The 15,873-nt window shown below is 62.7% G+C and carries 15 protein-coding genes; 11 read left to right on the top strand and 4 right to left on the bottom strand.

Features of this window, described 5'->3' with window-relative positions; all coding sequences use genetic code 11:
• Positions 1–17 precede the first annotated feature (17 nt).
• The 3 genes from purH to CLV89_RS05705 form a co-directional block, all read right to left on the bottom strand.
• Entirely contained in the window at positions 18–1,607 is a 1,590-nt protein-coding gene (gene purH, locus CLV89_RS05715; protein WP_106162666.1) for a bifunctional phosphoribosylaminoimidazolecarboxamide formyltransferase/IMP cyclohydrolase, read from the bottom strand.
• Positions 1,608–1,631: 24 nt separating this feature from the next.
• Complete coding sequence (locus CLV89_RS05710) at positions 1,632–3,377, bottom strand: heparinase II/III family protein (RefSeq protein ID WP_106162665.1); 1,746 nt, start codon at positions 3,375–3,377, stop codon at positions 1,632–1,634.
• 341 nt (positions 3,378–3,718) lie between these two features.
• Positions 3,719–4,993 (bottom strand): RsmB/NOP family class I SAM-dependent RNA methyltransferase, encoded by a 1,275-nt coding sequence (locus tag CLV89_RS05705; protein ID WP_106162664.1) that lies wholly within the window; start codon positions 4,991–4,993, stop codon positions 3,719–3,721.
• 98 nt (positions 4,994–5,091) lie between these two features.
• Here CLV89_RS05705 and CLV89_RS05700 point away from each other — a divergent pair, with 98 nt between their 5' ends.
• Complete coding sequence (locus CLV89_RS05700; protein WP_106162663.1) at positions 5,092–5,286, top strand: DUF1674 domain-containing protein; 195 nt, start codon at positions 5,092–5,094, stop codon at positions 5,284–5,286.
• A gap of 151 nt (positions 5,287–5,437) precedes the next feature.
• Here the strand turns inward: CLV89_RS05700 and dapB are convergent, their stop codons facing one another.
• Complete coding sequence (gene dapB / locus CLV89_RS05695) at positions 5,438–6,247, bottom strand: 4-hydroxy-tetrahydrodipicolinate reductase (RefSeq protein WP_106162662.1); 810 nt, start codon at positions 6,245–6,247, stop codon at positions 5,438–5,440.
• 93 nt (positions 6,248–6,340) lie between these two features.
• On the opposite strand from dapB, the gene rbfA reads away from it, so the two are divergent.
• The 10 genes from rbfA (at position 6,341) to CLV89_RS05645 (ending at position 15,861) form a co-directional block, all read left to right on the top strand.
• Positions 6,341–6,736 carry a 30S ribosome-binding factor RbfA gene (gene rbfA, locus CLV89_RS05690; protein WP_106162661.1) on the top strand — a complete coding sequence of 132 codons (396 nt, stop codon included), beginning with the start codon at positions 6,341–6,343 and terminating at the stop codon, positions 6,734–6,736.
• 49 nt (positions 6,737–6,785) lie between these two features.
• Positions 6,786–7,523 (top strand): phosphodiester glycosidase family protein, encoded by a 738-nt coding sequence (locus tag CLV89_RS05685; protein WP_243394939.1) that lies wholly within the window; start codon positions 6,786–6,788, stop codon positions 7,521–7,523.
• A 57-nt stretch (positions 7,524–7,580) separates the two neighbouring features.
• On the top strand, positions 7,581–8,489 hold the full coding sequence (gene truB / locus CLV89_RS05680) for a tRNA pseudouridine(55) synthase TruB (protein WP_106162659.1): 909 nt from the start codon (positions 7,581–7,583) through the stop codon (positions 8,487–8,489).
• A 191-nt stretch (positions 8,490–8,680) separates the two neighbouring features.
• Positions 8,681–9,202 (top strand): DUF1643 domain-containing protein, encoded by a 522-nt coding sequence (locus CLV89_RS05675; RefSeq protein WP_106162732.1) that lies wholly within the window; start codon positions 8,681–8,683, stop codon positions 9,200–9,202.
• 151 nt (positions 9,203–9,353) lie between these two features.
• Positions 9,354–10,358 carry a calcium-binding protein gene (locus tag CLV89_RS05670; protein ID WP_207796888.1) on the top strand — a complete coding sequence of 335 codons (1,005 nt, stop codon included), beginning with the start codon at positions 9,354–9,356 and terminating at the stop codon, positions 10,356–10,358.
• Positions 10,359–10,586: 228 nt separating this feature from the next.
• A complete protein-coding gene (gene rpsO / locus CLV89_RS05665; RefSeq protein WP_106162657.1) occupies positions 10,587–10,856 on the top strand; it encodes a 30S ribosomal protein S15 in 270 nt (89 codons plus the stop codon).
• A gap of 236 nt (positions 10,857–11,092) precedes the next feature.
• On the top strand, positions 11,093–12,307 hold the full coding sequence (zigA, locus tag CLV89_RS05660; protein ID WP_106162656.1) for a zinc metallochaperone GTPase ZigA: 1,215 nt from the start codon (positions 11,093–11,095) through the stop codon (positions 12,305–12,307).
• Between the two features lie 2 nt (positions 12,308–12,309).
• The gene (locus CLV89_RS05655) at positions 12,310–12,570 is read left to right on the top strand and encodes a DUF6525 family protein (RefSeq protein WP_243394938.1); all 261 of its coding nucleotides are present in this window, start codon (positions 12,310–12,312) and stop codon (positions 12,568–12,570) included.
• A 194-nt stretch (positions 12,571–12,764) separates the two neighbouring features.
• Positions 12,765–14,900: a polyribonucleotide nucleotidyltransferase gene (pnp, locus tag CLV89_RS05650; protein ID WP_106162655.1), complete on the top strand. Its 2,136-nt coding sequence runs from the start codon at positions 12,765–12,767 to the stop codon at positions 14,898–14,900.
• A gap of 97 nt (positions 14,901–14,997) precedes the next feature.
• On the top strand, positions 14,998–15,861 hold the full coding sequence (locus tag CLV89_RS05645) for a glycosyltransferase family 2 protein (protein WP_106162730.1): 864 nt from the start codon (positions 14,998–15,000) through the stop codon (positions 15,859–15,861).
• The last annotated feature ends 12 nt before the right edge of the window (positions 15,862–15,873 follow it).

Raw genomic sequence — 15,873 nt, 5'->3', positions numbered from 1 at the left:
CAGTTACTGCTCCGGACTCAGTGACGGAAGTGACGCATGCCGGTGAAGACCATCGCCAGACCCGCCTCATTGGCGGCCTTGATGACCTCATCATCGCGCATCGAGCCACCGGGCTGGATGACGCAGGTGGCGCCATTGGCCGCCGCTTCCATCAGACCGTCGGCAAAGGGGAAGAACGCATCGGACGCCACAGCAGACCCTTTCGCGAGGCTTGCGGGCAGCTCCATCGCATCCGCCATCCGCTGCGCCTTGACGCCGGCGATGGTGGCAGAGTCGACACGGCTCATCTGGCCTGCACCAACGCCCACGGTCTGACCGTCCTTCACGTAGACGATCGCATTGGATTTCACGTGTTTGGCAACTTTCCAGGCAAACAGCAGATCCGCCATCTGTGCCTCGGTGGGGGCTTTTTCGGTCACCACCTTGAGGTCATCCATAGCGCGGTGGCCAATGTCCTTGTCCTGCACCAGCATGCCGCCCGAGACCTGACGGGTGGTCAGGCCTGCGTCCTGCGGGTTGGGCAGACCATCGGTGATCAGCAGGCGCAGGTTCTTTTTGGCGGCAAAGATCGCCTTGGCCTCGTCGGATGCGCCCGGCGCGATAACCACCTCGGTAAAGATCTGGGCGATCGCCTCAGCGGTTTCGCCATCCAGCGGTTGGTTCAGCGCCACGATGCCGCCAAAGGCCGAGGTGCGGTCGCAGTCGAAGGCCTTTGTGTAGGCCTCAATCAAGGTCGCGCCCCGGGCCACACCGCAAGGGTTGGCGTGTTTGATGATCGCCACCGCAGGGCCGTCCTCGGGGGCGAATTCACTCACCAGCTCAAAGGCCGCGTCGGTGTCGTTGATGTTATTGTAGGACAGCTCCTTGCCCTGCAGCTGCTGTGCGGTGGCAACGCCCACGCGGTCGCTGCCATCGGTGTAGAAAGCTGCGTCCTGATGCGGGTTCTCGCCATAGCGCAGCGTCTGCGCGATCTGTCCAGCAAAGGCGCGGCGACGCGGCGCTTCCAGGCCGATGGCACCGGCCATCCAGTTCGACACCGCCGCATCATAGGCCGCTGTGCGAGCATAGGCGTTCTGCGCCAGCCACTGACGGAACACGAAAGAGGTCTGACCGTCGTTCTGGTCCAGTTCCTCCAAGAGTACGCCGTAGTCTTCGACATCCACCACGGTGTTGACGAACGCGTGGTTCTTCGCCGCCGCACGGATCATCGCCGGGCCGCCAATGTCGATGTTCTCGATCATTTCGTCATAGGCCGCGCCCCGCTTCAGCGCCGCCTCGAACGGGTAAAGGTTCACCACCAACAGGTCGATCTCGCCGATGCCATGCTCGGTCATCGCCGCCACATGGGCGTCATTGTCGCGCAGCGCCAGCAGACCGCCATGCACCATCGGGTGCAGGGTTTTCACACGACCGTCCATCATTTCCGGGAAGCCGGTCACATCAGACACGTCCCGAACGGCGAGACCCGCATCACGCAGCGCTTTTGCAGTGCCACCGGTCGAGAGCAGTTCAACCCCGCGCTCAGCGAGGGATTTGCCCAGCTCGATCAGCCCGGTTTTTTCAGAGACGGACAGAAGGGCGCGGCGGACGGGGTGGAGGTCGGTCATAGGTGTCAGAATCCTTGTTCAGGTTCACTCTTCGTAGGCCATGGGTTCGTCGCGGGCCAGATCGCGCACGGCCACGGCCGTTTCCTGCGCCTTGCTGAGGGTCCAGCGGATCTGGGTCGCGTATTGAATGGCCCGGCCCGACAGGACAATTTGCAGCGATTGACGCGGCTTCAAGCGGGTCTTTTCCAGGTAAACGCTGGTTTCCAGCTTCAGGTCGCATTGACCATCGTGACGGAATACCCAGATTTCCCCACTCTTGAGCGCCATGGATACTGCCGCGCCCCCCAAGTCAAGGGCCGCGTCCACATCCGGGTGCAGATGGAACCGCAAATCATAACCGATTCCCTGCAGCCCGCCGGAATCCAGCGCCTTGTCGAAGCGTTTCTTGGCTGCCCCATCCAGCGCGAGCAACATATCCTCGCCCGAAACCATCCGCCCATCCACGGACAGCTCCAATGCGCGGGCGACAGTTACCCCGAAGTGGCGGGCATAACCATCATGAGCGCCCTGAAACCGGTAGCCATCATCAAGGTCGTCGCGCTCGATCGGCACCTTAGTGGGCGGCTCGATCAGGAATTCATGGCCGGTGCCCTTCTGCGGTTGCGCCAGCCGGGCGCTGGAATGCCCTTCGACACAGAGGGCAGAATGCGATGGTGTCGCCCGCCCGGCGCGACGCCACTCGAGACCAAAGTTCTCACCCGCGCCGCAGTTCACGATCAACGGACGCCGACCAGAAGTCAGCTCGAACGCCAAGGTTGAGGCATGTCCGTTATAGGACGCTTTGCTCACCGGCGGTACGGTGGCATCAACAATCACCGAAGTCCGCCTTGCGGACAGCCGGGCAAACCCCATCGCCAATCCATCAAAGGCACGCGCTGGCACATGTGAGGCCGCCAAGGCATGATCGAGCCAGCCTTCCTGCCCACGCCCACCGCCGTGAAACCGCGCAAGCCCCCCATCGCTATGGCGCAACGCGCGCAGGGTGGGCGCGATCCTGTCCAGAGCGGCGTGATGTTCGCGGGGCACCGAGCGCCCGGCCTCGTGCAGGGCCGCCGCCGCCCAGGTCAGCAGGGTGAAGACATCGAGCAATTCTTCCGGGTTGCGAGTGGGCAGACCTCCGTCGGCATTGATCTGCGTTTCGCAATCCTGTGCCAATGCCCGCACCGCCGGGTCCGCCAGCTCCTCGCAGCCTTTGAGCGCCAGCCCGGCATAGATCAGCCCGGTGAGTGCCTCGAACCTTGGCAGCCCCGGCGAAGCCCCTTTCCAGCGCTGCGACAGGAACCAGGTTTGCTGCGACAGTGACCGGTAAAAGGCGTCCGAGGCTGGCTTGTCCTGGCCACTAAGCAGGAACAGCGCGTGGTTGATCCATCGAATCACCCGTCGTCCGGTCAGATCCGGTGACCAGCCCGGGCCGGTGCCATTGCCAAACTCGTCGATCCAGCCCCAGACCCAATGCTGCGCCTTGCGACGTGCCTTGATGTCGCCGACGGCTGCCAGATCATCGAGCCAGGTGCAGCCTTGCCGCTCCGCCTCGAAGGCAAAATCCGGCGCGTCGACATCCCACAGCCCCGTGGTACTGCTCTCGACCAGGTAGCCCGCAAGCAGCAGGTTGCCGGCCACTAGCTGGCGCCCGCGCGCAAAGCTGCCGATGGTGCGCGGCTCCGGCTGCGACACGAATCCCGTGGCCGCAGGCTGCTTGCGCGCCTTCCAGGCGGTATAGCGGTTCAGCAGACGCGTTCCGCGACTGGCCATTCGATCGTATCTGGACATGCTCTCTTGCCTCACACGCCTTTGGCGTTTTGGCCAGAGGATAACGCGCGGTGGCGCAGGTGTCATGCGCTCTGTGTCACAGCTGCGTCGGAGAACCATGAAACCAGAGCTGGCACACCGTCGGGGATGCTCCCGCCCGTCGCCGGATCATGCGGAGATGATCCGCTCCCGTTGGGCCTGGCGCCTTGCAGGCCGGATGGCCCGCAAGGCGGGTCCCTTGACCCTCCATGGGAGGGTCAAGGGCCGGGCCCAAGACCGCCAAGGGGGCTTGCCGCCGGGAAGGCACCTGCGGGCGCGGGAGCCCTCCCCCGGTAACTGATGTTGCCGAAAAAAGTCAGTCGCTAGACGTCCGCTTTCACAAGCTCCGCCATGTAGAACCCGTCCATGCCGCCGACCTCCGGCCAGTAGTCCGGACGCAGACGCAGACCGCCTTCCTCAGTGATCCAGCTTGCATCGATTCCCTCCAACGTCCTGACGCCATCGCCAACCCGCGCCTCCGGGAACATCTCCAACGCATCCTCGATCTGACACTCGCCTTCATCCGGCAACAGCGAACAGGTGCAATAGACCAAGCGGCCACCGGGTTTCACCAGCGTCCAGGCATGCGCCAGCATCTGCGCTTGCAGCTCGATCAGCGCACCAAACCCGGCACCGTCCTTGGCATGGGGCAGATCCGGGTGGCGACGGATGGTGCCCGTGGCGGAGCAGGGCGCATCCAGCAGTACCGCATCGTATTGCCCGCTCTGCGCCATGACATCACCGGCGATCACATTCGCCGACAATCCGGTGCGCGCCAGGTTCTCTTGCAAACGTGCCAGACGGCCTTCCGAGATATCCACCGCCGTGACATCCGCCCCCGAAGCCGCCATCTGCAAGGTCTTGCCGCCAGGTGCTGCACACAGATCAAGTACCCGCTCGCCGGGCTGCGCATTGAGGATCCGCGCGGGGAGTGCTGCCGCAGCATCCTGCACCCACCAATCGCCCCGCTCGAACCCCGGCAAGGCTGAGACCTGGCCGGCCTCTTCCAGCCGCAAGCTGCCGGTTAGCGTCAGCCCGCCGCCCAATGCCGACAGATCCGCGCCGGGCTTGGCGCTCAGGTCCAGCGGCGCCCCCCGCAGATGAGCCGCCTCGATCCCCAGCATGGCCTCGCTGCCCCAGGCCTGCGCCAGCGGGCTGCGCAGCCATTTCGGCAGGCGTGGCACCCGCAGCTTGGCCCATTCCGCCGGACCCTCCTCGGCGACCTTGCGCAGGACCGCATTGACCAGCCCCTTGAGCTGACCGTGGCGGCGATGGCGCGCCACCAGATTGACGATGTCATTCACAACCCCATGCGCCGCACCGCCCGAGCACAGCTCCACCGTGCCCAGACGCAAGGCATTGCGCACAAACAGCGCCGGTGGTTTGCGTAAGTGTTTCTGCAACACCCGGTCCGCTCGCTCCAAGGACCGGAGCACCTCCAGCGTCAACCGCTGCGCCCGGGCGCGGTCCGCCGGTTCCAGCTTATCCAGAACCTGCGCCTGACACTCGGACAGCAACAGCCCCTCACCCAGAACCTTGTCGAGAAGCGCTACCGCCGCGCGGCGGGCATCGGTTGCGGATGTTGGGCGGTCACTCATGCAATTGCTCTCCTGATGGGGCATCGGCTTGTCCACAGCGGACGCGGGCGTATATCATGGCGCAAGCATAATGAAACCCACCCTGCGGAGAAGACCCCATGAGCGACGCCCCTGAAGCCCCCCGCGCAGAGGATCTGCCCCCCGCCGCCCAGCGCGCGCTCGACGAAGCCGAGGCGCGCCGCAAAGCCCGCGCAGCAGAATCAGCGCAGCCAATCGAACTGGGCGGTCGCGACGGCCCCGACCCGGCCCGCTATGGTGATTGGGAGAAAAAGGGCATCGCTATCGACTTCTGAGCCGTCGCGCAGAGGGGCGCTGCCCCTCGCGCCCGGCTCGGGCGCTCACCCCGAGATATTTTCAAAAAGATGAAACAGGGCGCCGCTACATTTCATCTTTTGCCAAATACCTCCGCCGGAGGCAGCCGCCCGCAAGGGCGGCCCAGAAACCTCAGAGGCCGAGCACGTCGATCATGTCATACTCACCAGGCGCCTTGTCCTGCCCCCAGAGCGCCGCTTTCAGCGCACCGCGGGCAAAGATCGCGCGGTCAGTGGCCATGTGGCGCAGCACGATACGCTCGCCGGCGGCGGCAAACAGCACGTCATGCTCGCCCACGATGTCGCCGCCCCGAATGGCAGTAAAGCCGATATCGCCTGACTTGCGCGCGCCGGTAATGCCATCGCGGCCCCGGTCCGCAACATCCGCAAGCGTGACACCCCGGCCCTCGGCCGCGGCCTCGCCCAGCATCAACGCAGTGCCGGAAGGCGCGTCGACCTTGTGGTGGTGATGGGCCTCGATCACTTCGATGTCGAAATCCTCATCCAGCGCGGCAGCGACCTTTTTTGTCAGCTGCACCAGCAGGTTCACCCCCAGAGACATATTGCCCGCCCGCACCAGCACTGTCTGACGACCAGCTGGCTGCAACCGCGCGATCTGTTCTTCCGTCATGCCGGTTGTGCCAATCACATGCACGCAGCGCGCCTGTGCCGCGAGTTGCGAAAAGGCGATCGTTGCTTCAGGCGCGGTAAAATCGATCACCGCTTGCGCCCCGGAAAAAGCCTCCAGCGCGTCATCAGTGACAATCACGCCTCGCGCGGCGCCGCCCATGGCGATGCCGATGTCCTGCCCGATCCAGTCGTGGCCATTGCGCTCCACCACGCCCGCCAGCTCGGCCTTGTCGCTCTCCAGCACCGTCTTGATCAACATTTGCCCCATGCGCCCCGAAGCGCCGGTGATCACGATCCCTGGTTTATCCGTCATGGCCTCACTCTCTGATTGGACTATCCGCTTGAATCCTCCTACCCTGACGGGGACCGCTTGGCAAAGGGCGGGTTTCGGCATAGATCGAGTTTCATGGCTAAGAACAAATTTCACGACGGTCCCGGTCCCTCTCAACGTCAGCTTCGCGTCGGCGAAGTGATCCGCCGCACCTTGTCCGAGGTGCTGGCGCGCGGTGATATCCACGACCCGGAGCTAAACCGTCTTTCGATCACCGTCGGCGAGGTCCGCACCTCCCCCGATCTGAAAATCGCCACCGCCTATGTGCTGCCGCTTGGCGGCAAGGGGCAAGAGGACGTGCTGCAGCTGCTGGCCCGCAACAAGGGAGAGCTGCGCCGCGCCATCGGCAAGAAGACCGGGCTGAAATTCACACCGGATCTGCGCTTTCAGATTGACGAGACCTTCGACCGGATGGACGACACCCGCCGGATCTTCGAGCAGGACGCGGTGCGCCGCGACATCGAGGACTGAAGCGATGTGGGCCCGTGCCTCCCTGCTCGGTCTGTCGCTGAGTCTGTCCATGTCTCTGTGGGCACATGCGGCCCGCGCCGTGGAGTGTCGCGATGAGAGCTACGCTGGCAATCGCTATAGCCTGTGTGAAGTCGATGCCGCGAGTGAAGACCTGCGCCTGTTCTTGCGCGATGACGATGGCGTGGTTATGGGGCATTTCTCCACCATCGAGGCGCATCTCGCGACCTCCGGCAAACGCCTCGTCTTTGGCACAAATGCGGGCATGTATCACACGGATCGCTCACCGGTCGGGCTCTATGTCGAAGACGGCGTAGAAGAGATGCGGCTGGTCACCAACCCCGGCCCCGGCAACTTCGGCCTGGTGCCCAACGGGGTGTTCTGTCTGCGCCCGAACCGCGCCGACGTGATCGAGACCTTGACCTATGAGGCCAGCGACACCACCTGCACCAGCGCCACCCAATCCGGGCCGATGCTGGTGATCGACGGCGATCTGCACCCGCGGTTCCTGGAGGACAGCGATTCTCGCTACATTCGCAACGGTGTCGGCACCAGTGCGGACGGCAGCCGCGTGGTTTTTGCGATCTCGCGCAACGCGGTGAACTTCCACGATTTCGGTAGCCTGTTTCGCGATCATCTCGGCCTGCCGCAAGCGCTCTATTTCGATGGCAATATCTCTCGCCTGCACGCGCCGGAACTGGGGCGTTCGGATGTGGGGTTCATGATGGGGCCTGTGGTGGGTGTGGTCGAAGATATCCCGGATACGGAATCGGACACGCTGCAGAATTGACAGCCCTCGTGTCCTGCGTTACCCCGCCCGCCTTATCCGACATTTTAGGGGACTCTGATGGGACGCAAACGCAAGGGACGCGATATTTCCGGCTGGCTGGTGGTGGACAAACCCGCAGGCCTGACCTCGACCGCCGTCGTGAACAAGGTCCGCTGGGCGTTTGATGCAAAAAAGGCCGGTCACGCCGGCACCCTCGATCCCGAAGCCACCGGCGTGCTTGCCGTGGCCCTGGGCGAGGCCACCAAGACGGTTCCCTATATCACCGACGCGATGAAGGCCTATACCTTTACCGTGACCCTCGGCGCGGCCACCAACACCGATGATGCTGAAGGCGAGGTGCTGGCCACCTCGGAAACCCGCCCCACCGATGCAGACATCAAGAATGCGTTGCAGGGCTTCATCGGCGAGATCCAGCAGGTACCGCCGAAGTTCTCCGCGGTGAAGATCGACGGGCAACGCGCCTACAAGCTGGCCCGTGATGGCGAAGAGGTGGAGCTGTCCGCCCGCGCCCTCTGGGTCGAGGAGCTGGTGATGCTGGACCGTCCCGACGCCGATCACGTGGTGCTGGAGATGACCTGTGGCAAGGGCGGCTACGTGCGCTCCATCGCACGCGACCTCGGCGAGAAACTCGGTTGCCTCGGCCATGTGAAGCAGCTGCGGCGGGTCTGGTCTGGCCCGTTTGATGCCGAGGATGGCGTCACGCTGGAGCAGATCGACGCGCTGGCCAAATCCCCTGAAATCGACCAGTTCCTGCGCCCGCTCGAAGAGGGCCTGATCGACCTGCCGGAACTGAAATGCACCGCGCAGGGCGCAGTACGTCTGCGCAACGGCAACCCCGGCATGGTGATTGCCTCCGACGTGGAGTACGGCGAAGAGGCCTGGGCCTCTCTGGAAGGTAAGGCCGTTGCCGTGGGCAACTACAAGGCGGGTGAATTGCATCCCTCCCGGGTGTTCAATCAGGACTGACACCCGGGGATCGAAGGCCACTCACACCCGCGACAGATCAGTTAAGATGTTGTAAATTATAGGGAAAACTCCCTGACCCATTGTTTCGCGCGCGAAACATAACGTCAACTGTGCTGACCTATACCTGCAGACCTCCGGTGAAAACGCCGGGGGAATTGCGCATTCCGCCGGGATGCGGCAAAACCGCTGGCATGATCACCCGCCATCACGTCAAGGGCGATGCGCCCTCCACCGCCGTCTATTCCGATTGCGAGACCTATCGCTACAGCCTGAGCCGGATCTGGGATCCGGCTGGGCAGAAGGTGATGTTCGTGATGCTGAACCCCTCGAAAGCCACCGAGGTACAGAACGACCCCACCATCGAGCGGTGCGAACGTCGGGCCAGGGCGCTGGGATTCGGCGGATTTCAGGCCACCAATATCTTTGCCTATCGGGCCACGGATCCGCGCGACATGCGCGCCGCGGCGGACCCCGAAGGGCCGGATAATATGGAGGTGCTGCTGCAGGGCGTGGACTGGGCCGACATGGTGATCTGCGCCTGGGGCACGCATGGCGCGCACCGCAATCAAGGTCCGCAGGTGGCCGCCACTCTGCGCCAAAGCGGTCGCTCCCTGCATCACCTCGGTCTCAGCAAGGCCGGACATCCCAAACACCCGCTTTATATCGCGTATGCCGAAGCGCCCCGGATCTGGCTTCAGGAGGTCGATCCATAGGGTTCATTAACCGATGTTCCTGTTTTGTATTCTGCTTTAAGCTATCCTGTGCCATCCTTCATACTGGTTGAGTGTATCTAGTACGAAGTGGACCAGTACCGTGTTGTGGTTGGCCAGTATTCTTGGAATCGCTGCTGTTGGCAGCGCGATCATGATCGATTTTGACTCCGACGAGGACGATGAGGAGACCTCTGACGAGGGTGTGACACGCACCGGAAACAACGTTGTGTCACCTGACGTATTTCTCTCTGGCTCCGATCCCGACGGCGACACAGAAGATGTGAGCGCGGCAAACGACGAGGACGGGACCGAGGGAAGCGCAACCAATCTCGGCACGACTCACATTGGCACCGACACGCTCGATCACCTGTCAGGCAGCACCACGAATGATACGCTCCTTGGCCTCGGCGGGGATGATCAGATTAATGGCTACGCCGGAGATGATTCACTCGATGGCGGCAGCGGCAATGACGACCTCTATGGCGATGAGGGAGACGACACTCTGACCGGGGGGACCGGCGCCGACACACTTCATGGCGAAGAAGGTTCCGACACGCTGGCAGGCGAGGATGGCGATGATGCCCTCTATGGCGGCTTTGGCAGCGATCAGCTTCAGGGTGGCAGCGGCGACGACACGCTTCATGGCGGTCAGGGCGATGACACACTGACCGGTGGCGAAGGGTCTGATGCGGTGCATGGCAACGATGGCAATGACATCCTGTCCGGCCGCGAAGGCGAAGATGCGCTGTTTGGTGGCGCCGGAGATGATCTGGTCAATGGCGCCGATGATGGCGACACGCGTGACTTCGTAAACGGCGGAGACGGAGATGATACCCTGATCGCGGGCGCCTCTGACGTGCTGACCGGCGGCGACGGAGCAGATCAACTTCTGCTGGGCGATTGGATTGCGCAGGGCACTGTCGACCTCATAGACTTCGACCGCGAAGAGGATCAGCTCCTGCTCGTTTACGACGGCACGGAGGACCAACCGTCGCTCGAAGTCGAGGCAGACCCGGATGTGCCCGAACAAACCATCGTCAGGCTTGATGGTGAAGAAGCGATGCGCCTTACGGGCGCCGAAGGGTTGACCGCTGACGACATCATCCTGGTCGAAGCAAACGACGAAGACGTCGCCTATCTGCCGATCCCGACCTGACAGTCGCCCGCGTGCCCTGCCGATCCTTACGCCCCCACCGCTATTGGCAGACTGCGCTCACGTCCTTGTCACGCTTTTCCTTTGCAATACTGCCCCCGATCCCGTAGTGACCCGCATCCGCGCGTGGAATCAAACCTCGTGAGCTTCGTGCGTGGATTTCTCCATGGGCCTGTGCTGGACGACATCCCGGCCTGCGCCATCAACTCTAACCTTATGAAGGAGACCCCGATGTCGATTACAGCTGAAGAAAAAACACGCTTGATGAAAGAATTCGCGACCAAAGAGGGCGACACCGGTTCTCCGGAAGTCCAGGTTGCAATCCTGACCTCGCGTATCACCACGCTGACAGAGCACTTCAAAACCCACAAGAAAGATAACCACGGTCGCCGTGGCCTTCTGAAAATGGTTGCTCAGCGCCGTAAGCTGCTGGACTACCTGAAGGGCAAAGAAGAAGCGCGCTATCAGGACATTATCAAGAAGCTGGGCATCCGTCGCTAAGACATCCGCCCGGACTTCGGTTCAAAGAGCGCCCGTTCCTGCACAGGAGCGGGCGTTTCTTTTTGCCCCAACCGCATTGGCAGATCGAAACGCGTGACGCGCTGTCTGTGTCTCCCGATTGTGAGTCTGGCGTGAATTGCGTTCCGGATCGGCGCGCGGCTTTTTTGATTTCGGGGACTTGTCATTGCAATCGCTTCGTGATTGTTACGTTATAACACATCACACAGGAGTCGCAGATGTCCGATCCCCGCCTTCCCGTCACCGTGCTCTCCGGCTTTCTCGGCGCTGGCAAGACCACGCTGCTGAACCGCATCCTCAACAATCGCGAGGGCCGTCGCGTCGCGGTCATCGTCAACGACATGTCCGAGGTCAACATCGACGCCGATCTGGTGCGCGAGGGCGGCGCGGATCTGAGCCAGACTGAGGAAACCTTGGTGGAGATGTCCAACGGCTGCATCTGCTGCACCCTGCGCGATGACCTGCTGGCGGAGGTGCGTCGCCTGGCGCAGGAGGGGCGCTTTGACTACCTACTGATCGAATCCACCGGCATTTCGGAACCGCTGCCCGTCGCGGCGACCTTTGATTTCCGCGACGCCGAGGGCGAGAGCCTGTCGGATGTGGCCCGACTCGATACCATGGTGACCGTGGTCGATGCGGTAAACCTGCTGCGCGACTTTGCCAGCCACGACCTGCTGGCGGACCGGGGCGAAACGATGGGCGAGGAAGACGAACGCACATTGGTACATCTGCTGACCGATCAGATCGAATTTGCCGATGTGGTGGTGCTGAACAAGGTGAGCCTGGCCACGCCGGAGCAGGTCGATGCGGCGCGCAAGATCATCCGCAGCCTCAACGCGGATACTGACATCATCGAAGCGGATTTCAGCGCCGTGCCCGCAGACAGGATCCTCGACACAGGGTTGTTTGATTTCGAGAAGGCGCATGAGCACCCGATGTGGGCCAAGGAGCTCTATGGCTTTGCCGATCACGTGCCGGAGACCGAGGAATACGGCATTGCCTCTTTTGTCTACCGCGCCCGGGCGCCCTTCGACCCGCAGAAGATCCACGATGTGCTGAACGGCAGCCTGCCCGGGGTGATCCGGGCCAAGGGGCATTTCTGGATCGCCACCCGCCCCGACTGGGTCGCGGAGTTCTCGCTCGCCGGTGCCTTGTCGAGCGTGGCACCGCTGGGCACCTGGTGGGCCTCGGTGCCGCAGGACCGCTGGCCTACGCATCAACAGGCGCGGGACTACATGCGCGCCCATTGGCAGGAGCCCTTTGGCGACCGGCGGCAGGAACTGGTCTTTATCGGCGCCGGCATCGACTGGCCGGCGCTGACGGCCAAGCTGGACGCCTGCCTGATGCCGGAGATCACCGCCGAGACCCTGCCAGACTGCGAAACCCTGGCAGATCCCTTTCCGCTGTGGCGGCGCGCCGAACAGGCGGCCTGACCATGGCCAGGCGGGACCGGGATGGCAACCGGGGGGCAGTGTCCCTGCCCACCCGGCGCAGGCACGAAGATCCGATGGCGGCCTATGACCGGCTGCCGCCGCCCCTGCGGGCCTGGGTGCGCGAGGCCTCTCTTCCGTGGTCGGCGCAGTCCTGCCGCCGCATCTGGCAGGCGGCACGCCGGGCCGGTCTGGGCGAGGAGGACGCTCTGGCCCACCTCGATGCGGTCGAACAGAAGACGCTGGCACAGCCCCGCAACCGCTGAGCGCGCAATGCGACACCACAGCGAACGCTTTCTTTTTGCGCCGAACTCCTGTAAGGGCGGATCTATCTGAGACGATGTGCCCAGACCCCGGCACGCGAAAGCAAGATAGCATAGGGGGTCGGCGGCAATGGGGCCGCTACGCAATATGGAGACCCAGGATACGCCTGGGAGTGCTCCGACTTAGGATACGATAGATGTTCAATGTGACGACGAAAACAATGCAGTGGGGCGAAGAAACGCTGACACTGGAAACGGGTAAGGTTGCGCGCCAGGCAGATGGCACCGTGATCGCGACCCTTGGCGAAACCTCGGTCATGGCCAACGTGACCTACGCCCGCGCACAAAAGCCCGGTCAGGATTTCTTTCCGCTGACCGTGCACTACCAGGAAAAATACTACGCCGCCGGCAAAATCCCGGGCGGCTTCTTCAAACGCGAAGCGCGTCCGACTGAAAAAGAGACGCTGACGGCCCGTTTGATCGACCGCCCGATCCGCCCGCTGTTTGTTCCCGGCTTCAAAAACGAAGTTCTGGTGATGTGCACCGTGCTGTCCCACGATCTGGTCAACGACCCGGATATCGTCGCGATGATCGCGGCCTCTGCCGCGCTGACCATCTCCGGCGTGCCCTTCATGGGTCCGATCGCCGGTTGCCGCGTTGGCTATGAGGGTGGCGACTACGTTCTCAACCCGACCGTGGACGACATGCAGGACCTGCGCCTGAACCCGGAGCAGCGTCTGGACCTGATCGTCGCCGGCACCAAAGACGCCGTGATGATGGTGGAATCCGAGGCTTACGAGCTGACAGAAGAAGAAATGCTCGGCGCGGTGACCTTTGCCCACGAGCAACTCCAGCCGGTCGTCGACCTGATCGTCTCGCTGGCGGAAGAGACCGCGAAAGAGCCGTTCGACTTCACCCCGCCGGATTACTCCGACCTCTATGCTGCGGTCAAAGCAGCTGGTGAAGAGAAGATGCGCGCCGCCTATGCGATCTCCGACAAGCAGGAACGCGTGACCGCCGTTGGCACCGCCAAAGACGAGATCATCGCCGCTCTGAGCGAAGAACAGCAGGAAGACGGCAACCTCGGCTCCGCGCTGAAGAAGCTGGAATCCGTTGTTCTGCGTGGTGACGTGGTCAAGAACGGCCGCCGCATCGACGGTCGTGCGCTGGATCAGGTTCGCGGCATCGAATGCGAAACCGGCCTCCTGCCGCGCACCCATGGCTCCGCCCTGTTCACCCGTGGTGAAACACAGGGTCTGGTCGTGACCACGCTGGGCACCGGCGATGACGAACAGTTCATCGACGCGCTGCACGGCAACTTCAAATCCAACTTCCTGCTGCACTACAACTTCCCGCCCTACTCGGTTGGTGAAGTGGGTCGTGTTGGTGGCCCCGGTCGTCGTGAAATCGGCCACGGTAAACTGGCATGGCGCGCGCTGCAGGCGGTTCTGCCTGCGCCGACCGACTTCCCCTACACCATCCGTGTGGTTTCCGAGATCACCGAATCCAACGGCTCCTCCTCCATGGCGTCCGTTTGCGGTGGCTCCCTGTCCATGATGGACGCGGGCGTTCCGCTGAAAGCACCGGTTGCCGGTGTTGCGATGGGTCTGGTTCTGGAAGAAGACGGTTCCTACGGCATCCTGACCGACATCCTCGGCGACGAGGATCACCTCGGCGACATGGACTTCAAGGTTGCGGGCACCGAAGCGGGCATCACCTCCCTGCAGATGGACATCAAGGTTGCGGGCATCACGCCTGAAATCATGAAATCCGCGCTGGCTCAGGCCAAAGCGGGCCGTCTGCATATCCTTGAGGAAATGTCCAAGGCGCTGACCGAAGCTTCCGAGTTCTCCGAGCACGCGCCGCGCATCGAGACCATGCAGGTCCCGACCGACAAAATCCGCGAAGTCATCGGCTCCGGCGGCAAGGTCATCCGCGAGATCGTCGAAGTCTCCGGTGCCAAGGTCGACATCAACGACGATGGCATCATCAAGATCGCATCCGCCAACGGCGAGGCCATCAAGAAGGCCTATGAAATGATCTATTCGATCGTTGCAGAGCCGGAAGAAGGCGCGATCTACACCGGTAAGGTCGTGAAGATCGTCGATTTCGGCGCCTTCGTGAACTTCTTCGGCAAGCGCGACGGCCTTGTGCACGTCAGCCAGATCGAAAACCGCCGCCTGAACCACCCTTCGGATGTTCTGAAGGAAGGTCAGGAAGTGAAAGTCAAGCTTCTGGGCTTTGATGATCGCGGCAAGGTGCGCCTGTCGATGAAAATGATCGATCAGCAAACCGGCGAAGAGATCGTCGAAAAGAAAGAAGACGCTGAATAAGTCTTTCCCCGCATTATGCGGATCTGACATAAGATGCCCGGGGCCGGTGGTCCCGGGCATTTTTTATGGCGCGCCCGCCGCGCCGACCGAGGATCTCATGAGCCGCGTCACCGTCATTACCGTTGCCTATAATTCGTCCAAGATCCTGCCGGGGTTGTTGGCCTCCCTGCCTGAGGACGTGCGCTGCATCGTGGTGGACAACGGATCGGCAGATACCGATGCGACCCGCTGGCTTGCAGAAACCCATGGCGCGGAATTGGTGGTCTCTGAGACGAATATCGGCTTCGGGCGAGGGTGCAATCTGGGCGCTGCACACTCCAACAGTGAGTTCCTGTTTTTCGTGAACCCTGATGCCAGTCTAGCCCCCGGCGCCATTCGGGTGCTATTGGCGGCGGCAGAGGCCCATCCTGAGGCCAGCGCCTTCAACCCACGCCTGCGCGAGGGGGATGGCAGGCTCGCGTTCAAGCGTCGCAGCAAGCTGCTCCCGAAATCCCACTGGTTGCCACGCGCCGCCGCGGAGGCAGATTGCGAACTTCCAGTTCTGTCAGGTGCCGCCATATTTGTGCGCCGCGCGGCATTTGAAACCATCGGCGGGTTCGACCCGAAGATCTTTCTGTTTCACGAAGATGATGACCTCAGCCTGAGATTGGCGCGGGACTGTGGCCCCTTGCGCTTGGTCACCGGCGCTGAGGTGACACATCTCTTTGGAGAGTCCACCGTGCGCTCTCCCCGTACCGCTGCGCTCAAGGCCTGGTACATGGGACAGTCGCGGGTCTATGCGGCCCGCAAACACGCCCTGCCAGGGGCATATGCCCGCGCGCTTTCAGATGCGCTGTTGCAGCTTGCGTCACCGTTGACGCTCCTGTCGAAGCGCAAACGCGCGAAACATTGGGCCTATCTTCGCGGCGTGCTCGCGGCTTACCAGCAAAACACCGCCAACCTGCCCCTGCCCTGGGGCTGACCACGCAGTTGT

Origin of the sequence: Tritonibacter scottomollicae (assembly GCF_003003215.1) — a bacterium.
Lineage (GTDB): Bacteria > Pseudomonadota > Alphaproteobacteria > Rhodobacterales > Rhodobacteraceae > Epibacterium > Epibacterium scottomollicae.
This window is presented reverse-complemented; position numbering and strand designations above follow the sequence as displayed.

Excerpts from the sequence above, each read along its gene's own strand:
- purH (WP_106162666.1), bottom strand. The coding sequence starts at position 1,607 with ATGACCGACCTCCACCCCGTCCGCCGCGCCCTTCTGTCCGTCTCTGAA.
- CLV89_RS05710 (WP_106162665.1), bottom strand. The coding sequence starts at position 3,377 with ATGTCCAGATACGATCGAATGGCCAGTCGCGGAACGCGTCTGCTGAAC.
- CLV89_RS05705 (WP_106162664.1), bottom strand. The coding sequence starts at position 4,993 with ATGAGTGACCGCCCAACATCCGCAACCGATGCCCGCCGCGCGGCGGTA.
- CLV89_RS05700 (WP_106162663.1), top strand. The coding sequence starts at position 5,092 with ATGAGCGACGCCCCTGAAGCCCCCCGCGCAGAGGATCTGCCCCCCGCC.
- dapB (WP_106162662.1), bottom strand. The coding sequence starts at position 6,247 with ATGACGGATAAACCAGGGATCGTGATCACCGGCGCTTCGGGGCGCATG.
- rbfA (WP_106162661.1), top strand. The coding sequence starts at position 6,341 with ATGGCTAAGAACAAATTTCACGACGGTCCCGGTCCCTCTCAACGTCAG.
- CLV89_RS05685 (WP_243394939.1), top strand. The coding sequence starts at position 6,786 with ATGTCTCTGTGGGCACATGCGGCCCGCGCCGTGGAGTGTCGCGATGAG.
- truB (WP_106162659.1), top strand. The coding sequence starts at position 7,581 with ATGGGACGCAAACGCAAGGGACGCGATATTTCCGGCTGGCTGGTGGTG.
- CLV89_RS05675 (WP_106162732.1), top strand. The coding sequence starts at position 8,681 with ATGATCACCCGCCATCACGTCAAGGGCGATGCGCCCTCCACCGCCGTC.
- CLV89_RS05670 (WP_207796888.1), top strand. The coding sequence starts at position 9,354 with ATGATCGATTTTGACTCCGACGAGGACGATGAGGAGACCTCTGACGAG.
- rpsO (WP_106162657.1), top strand. The coding sequence starts at position 10,587 with ATGTCGATTACAGCTGAAGAAAAAACACGCTTGATGAAAGAATTCGCG.
- zigA (WP_106162656.1), top strand. The coding sequence starts at position 11,093 with ATGTCCGATCCCCGCCTTCCCGTCACCGTGCTCTCCGGCTTTCTCGGC.
- CLV89_RS05655 (WP_243394938.1), top strand. The coding sequence starts at position 12,310 with ATGGCCAGGCGGGACCGGGATGGCAACCGGGGGGCAGTGTCCCTGCCC.
- pnp (WP_106162655.1), top strand. The coding sequence starts at position 12,765 with ATGTTCAATGTGACGACGAAAACAATGCAGTGGGGCGAAGAAACGCTG.
- CLV89_RS05645 (WP_106162730.1), top strand. The coding sequence starts at position 14,998 with ATGAGCCGCGTCACCGTCATTACCGTTGCCTATAATTCGTCCAAGATC.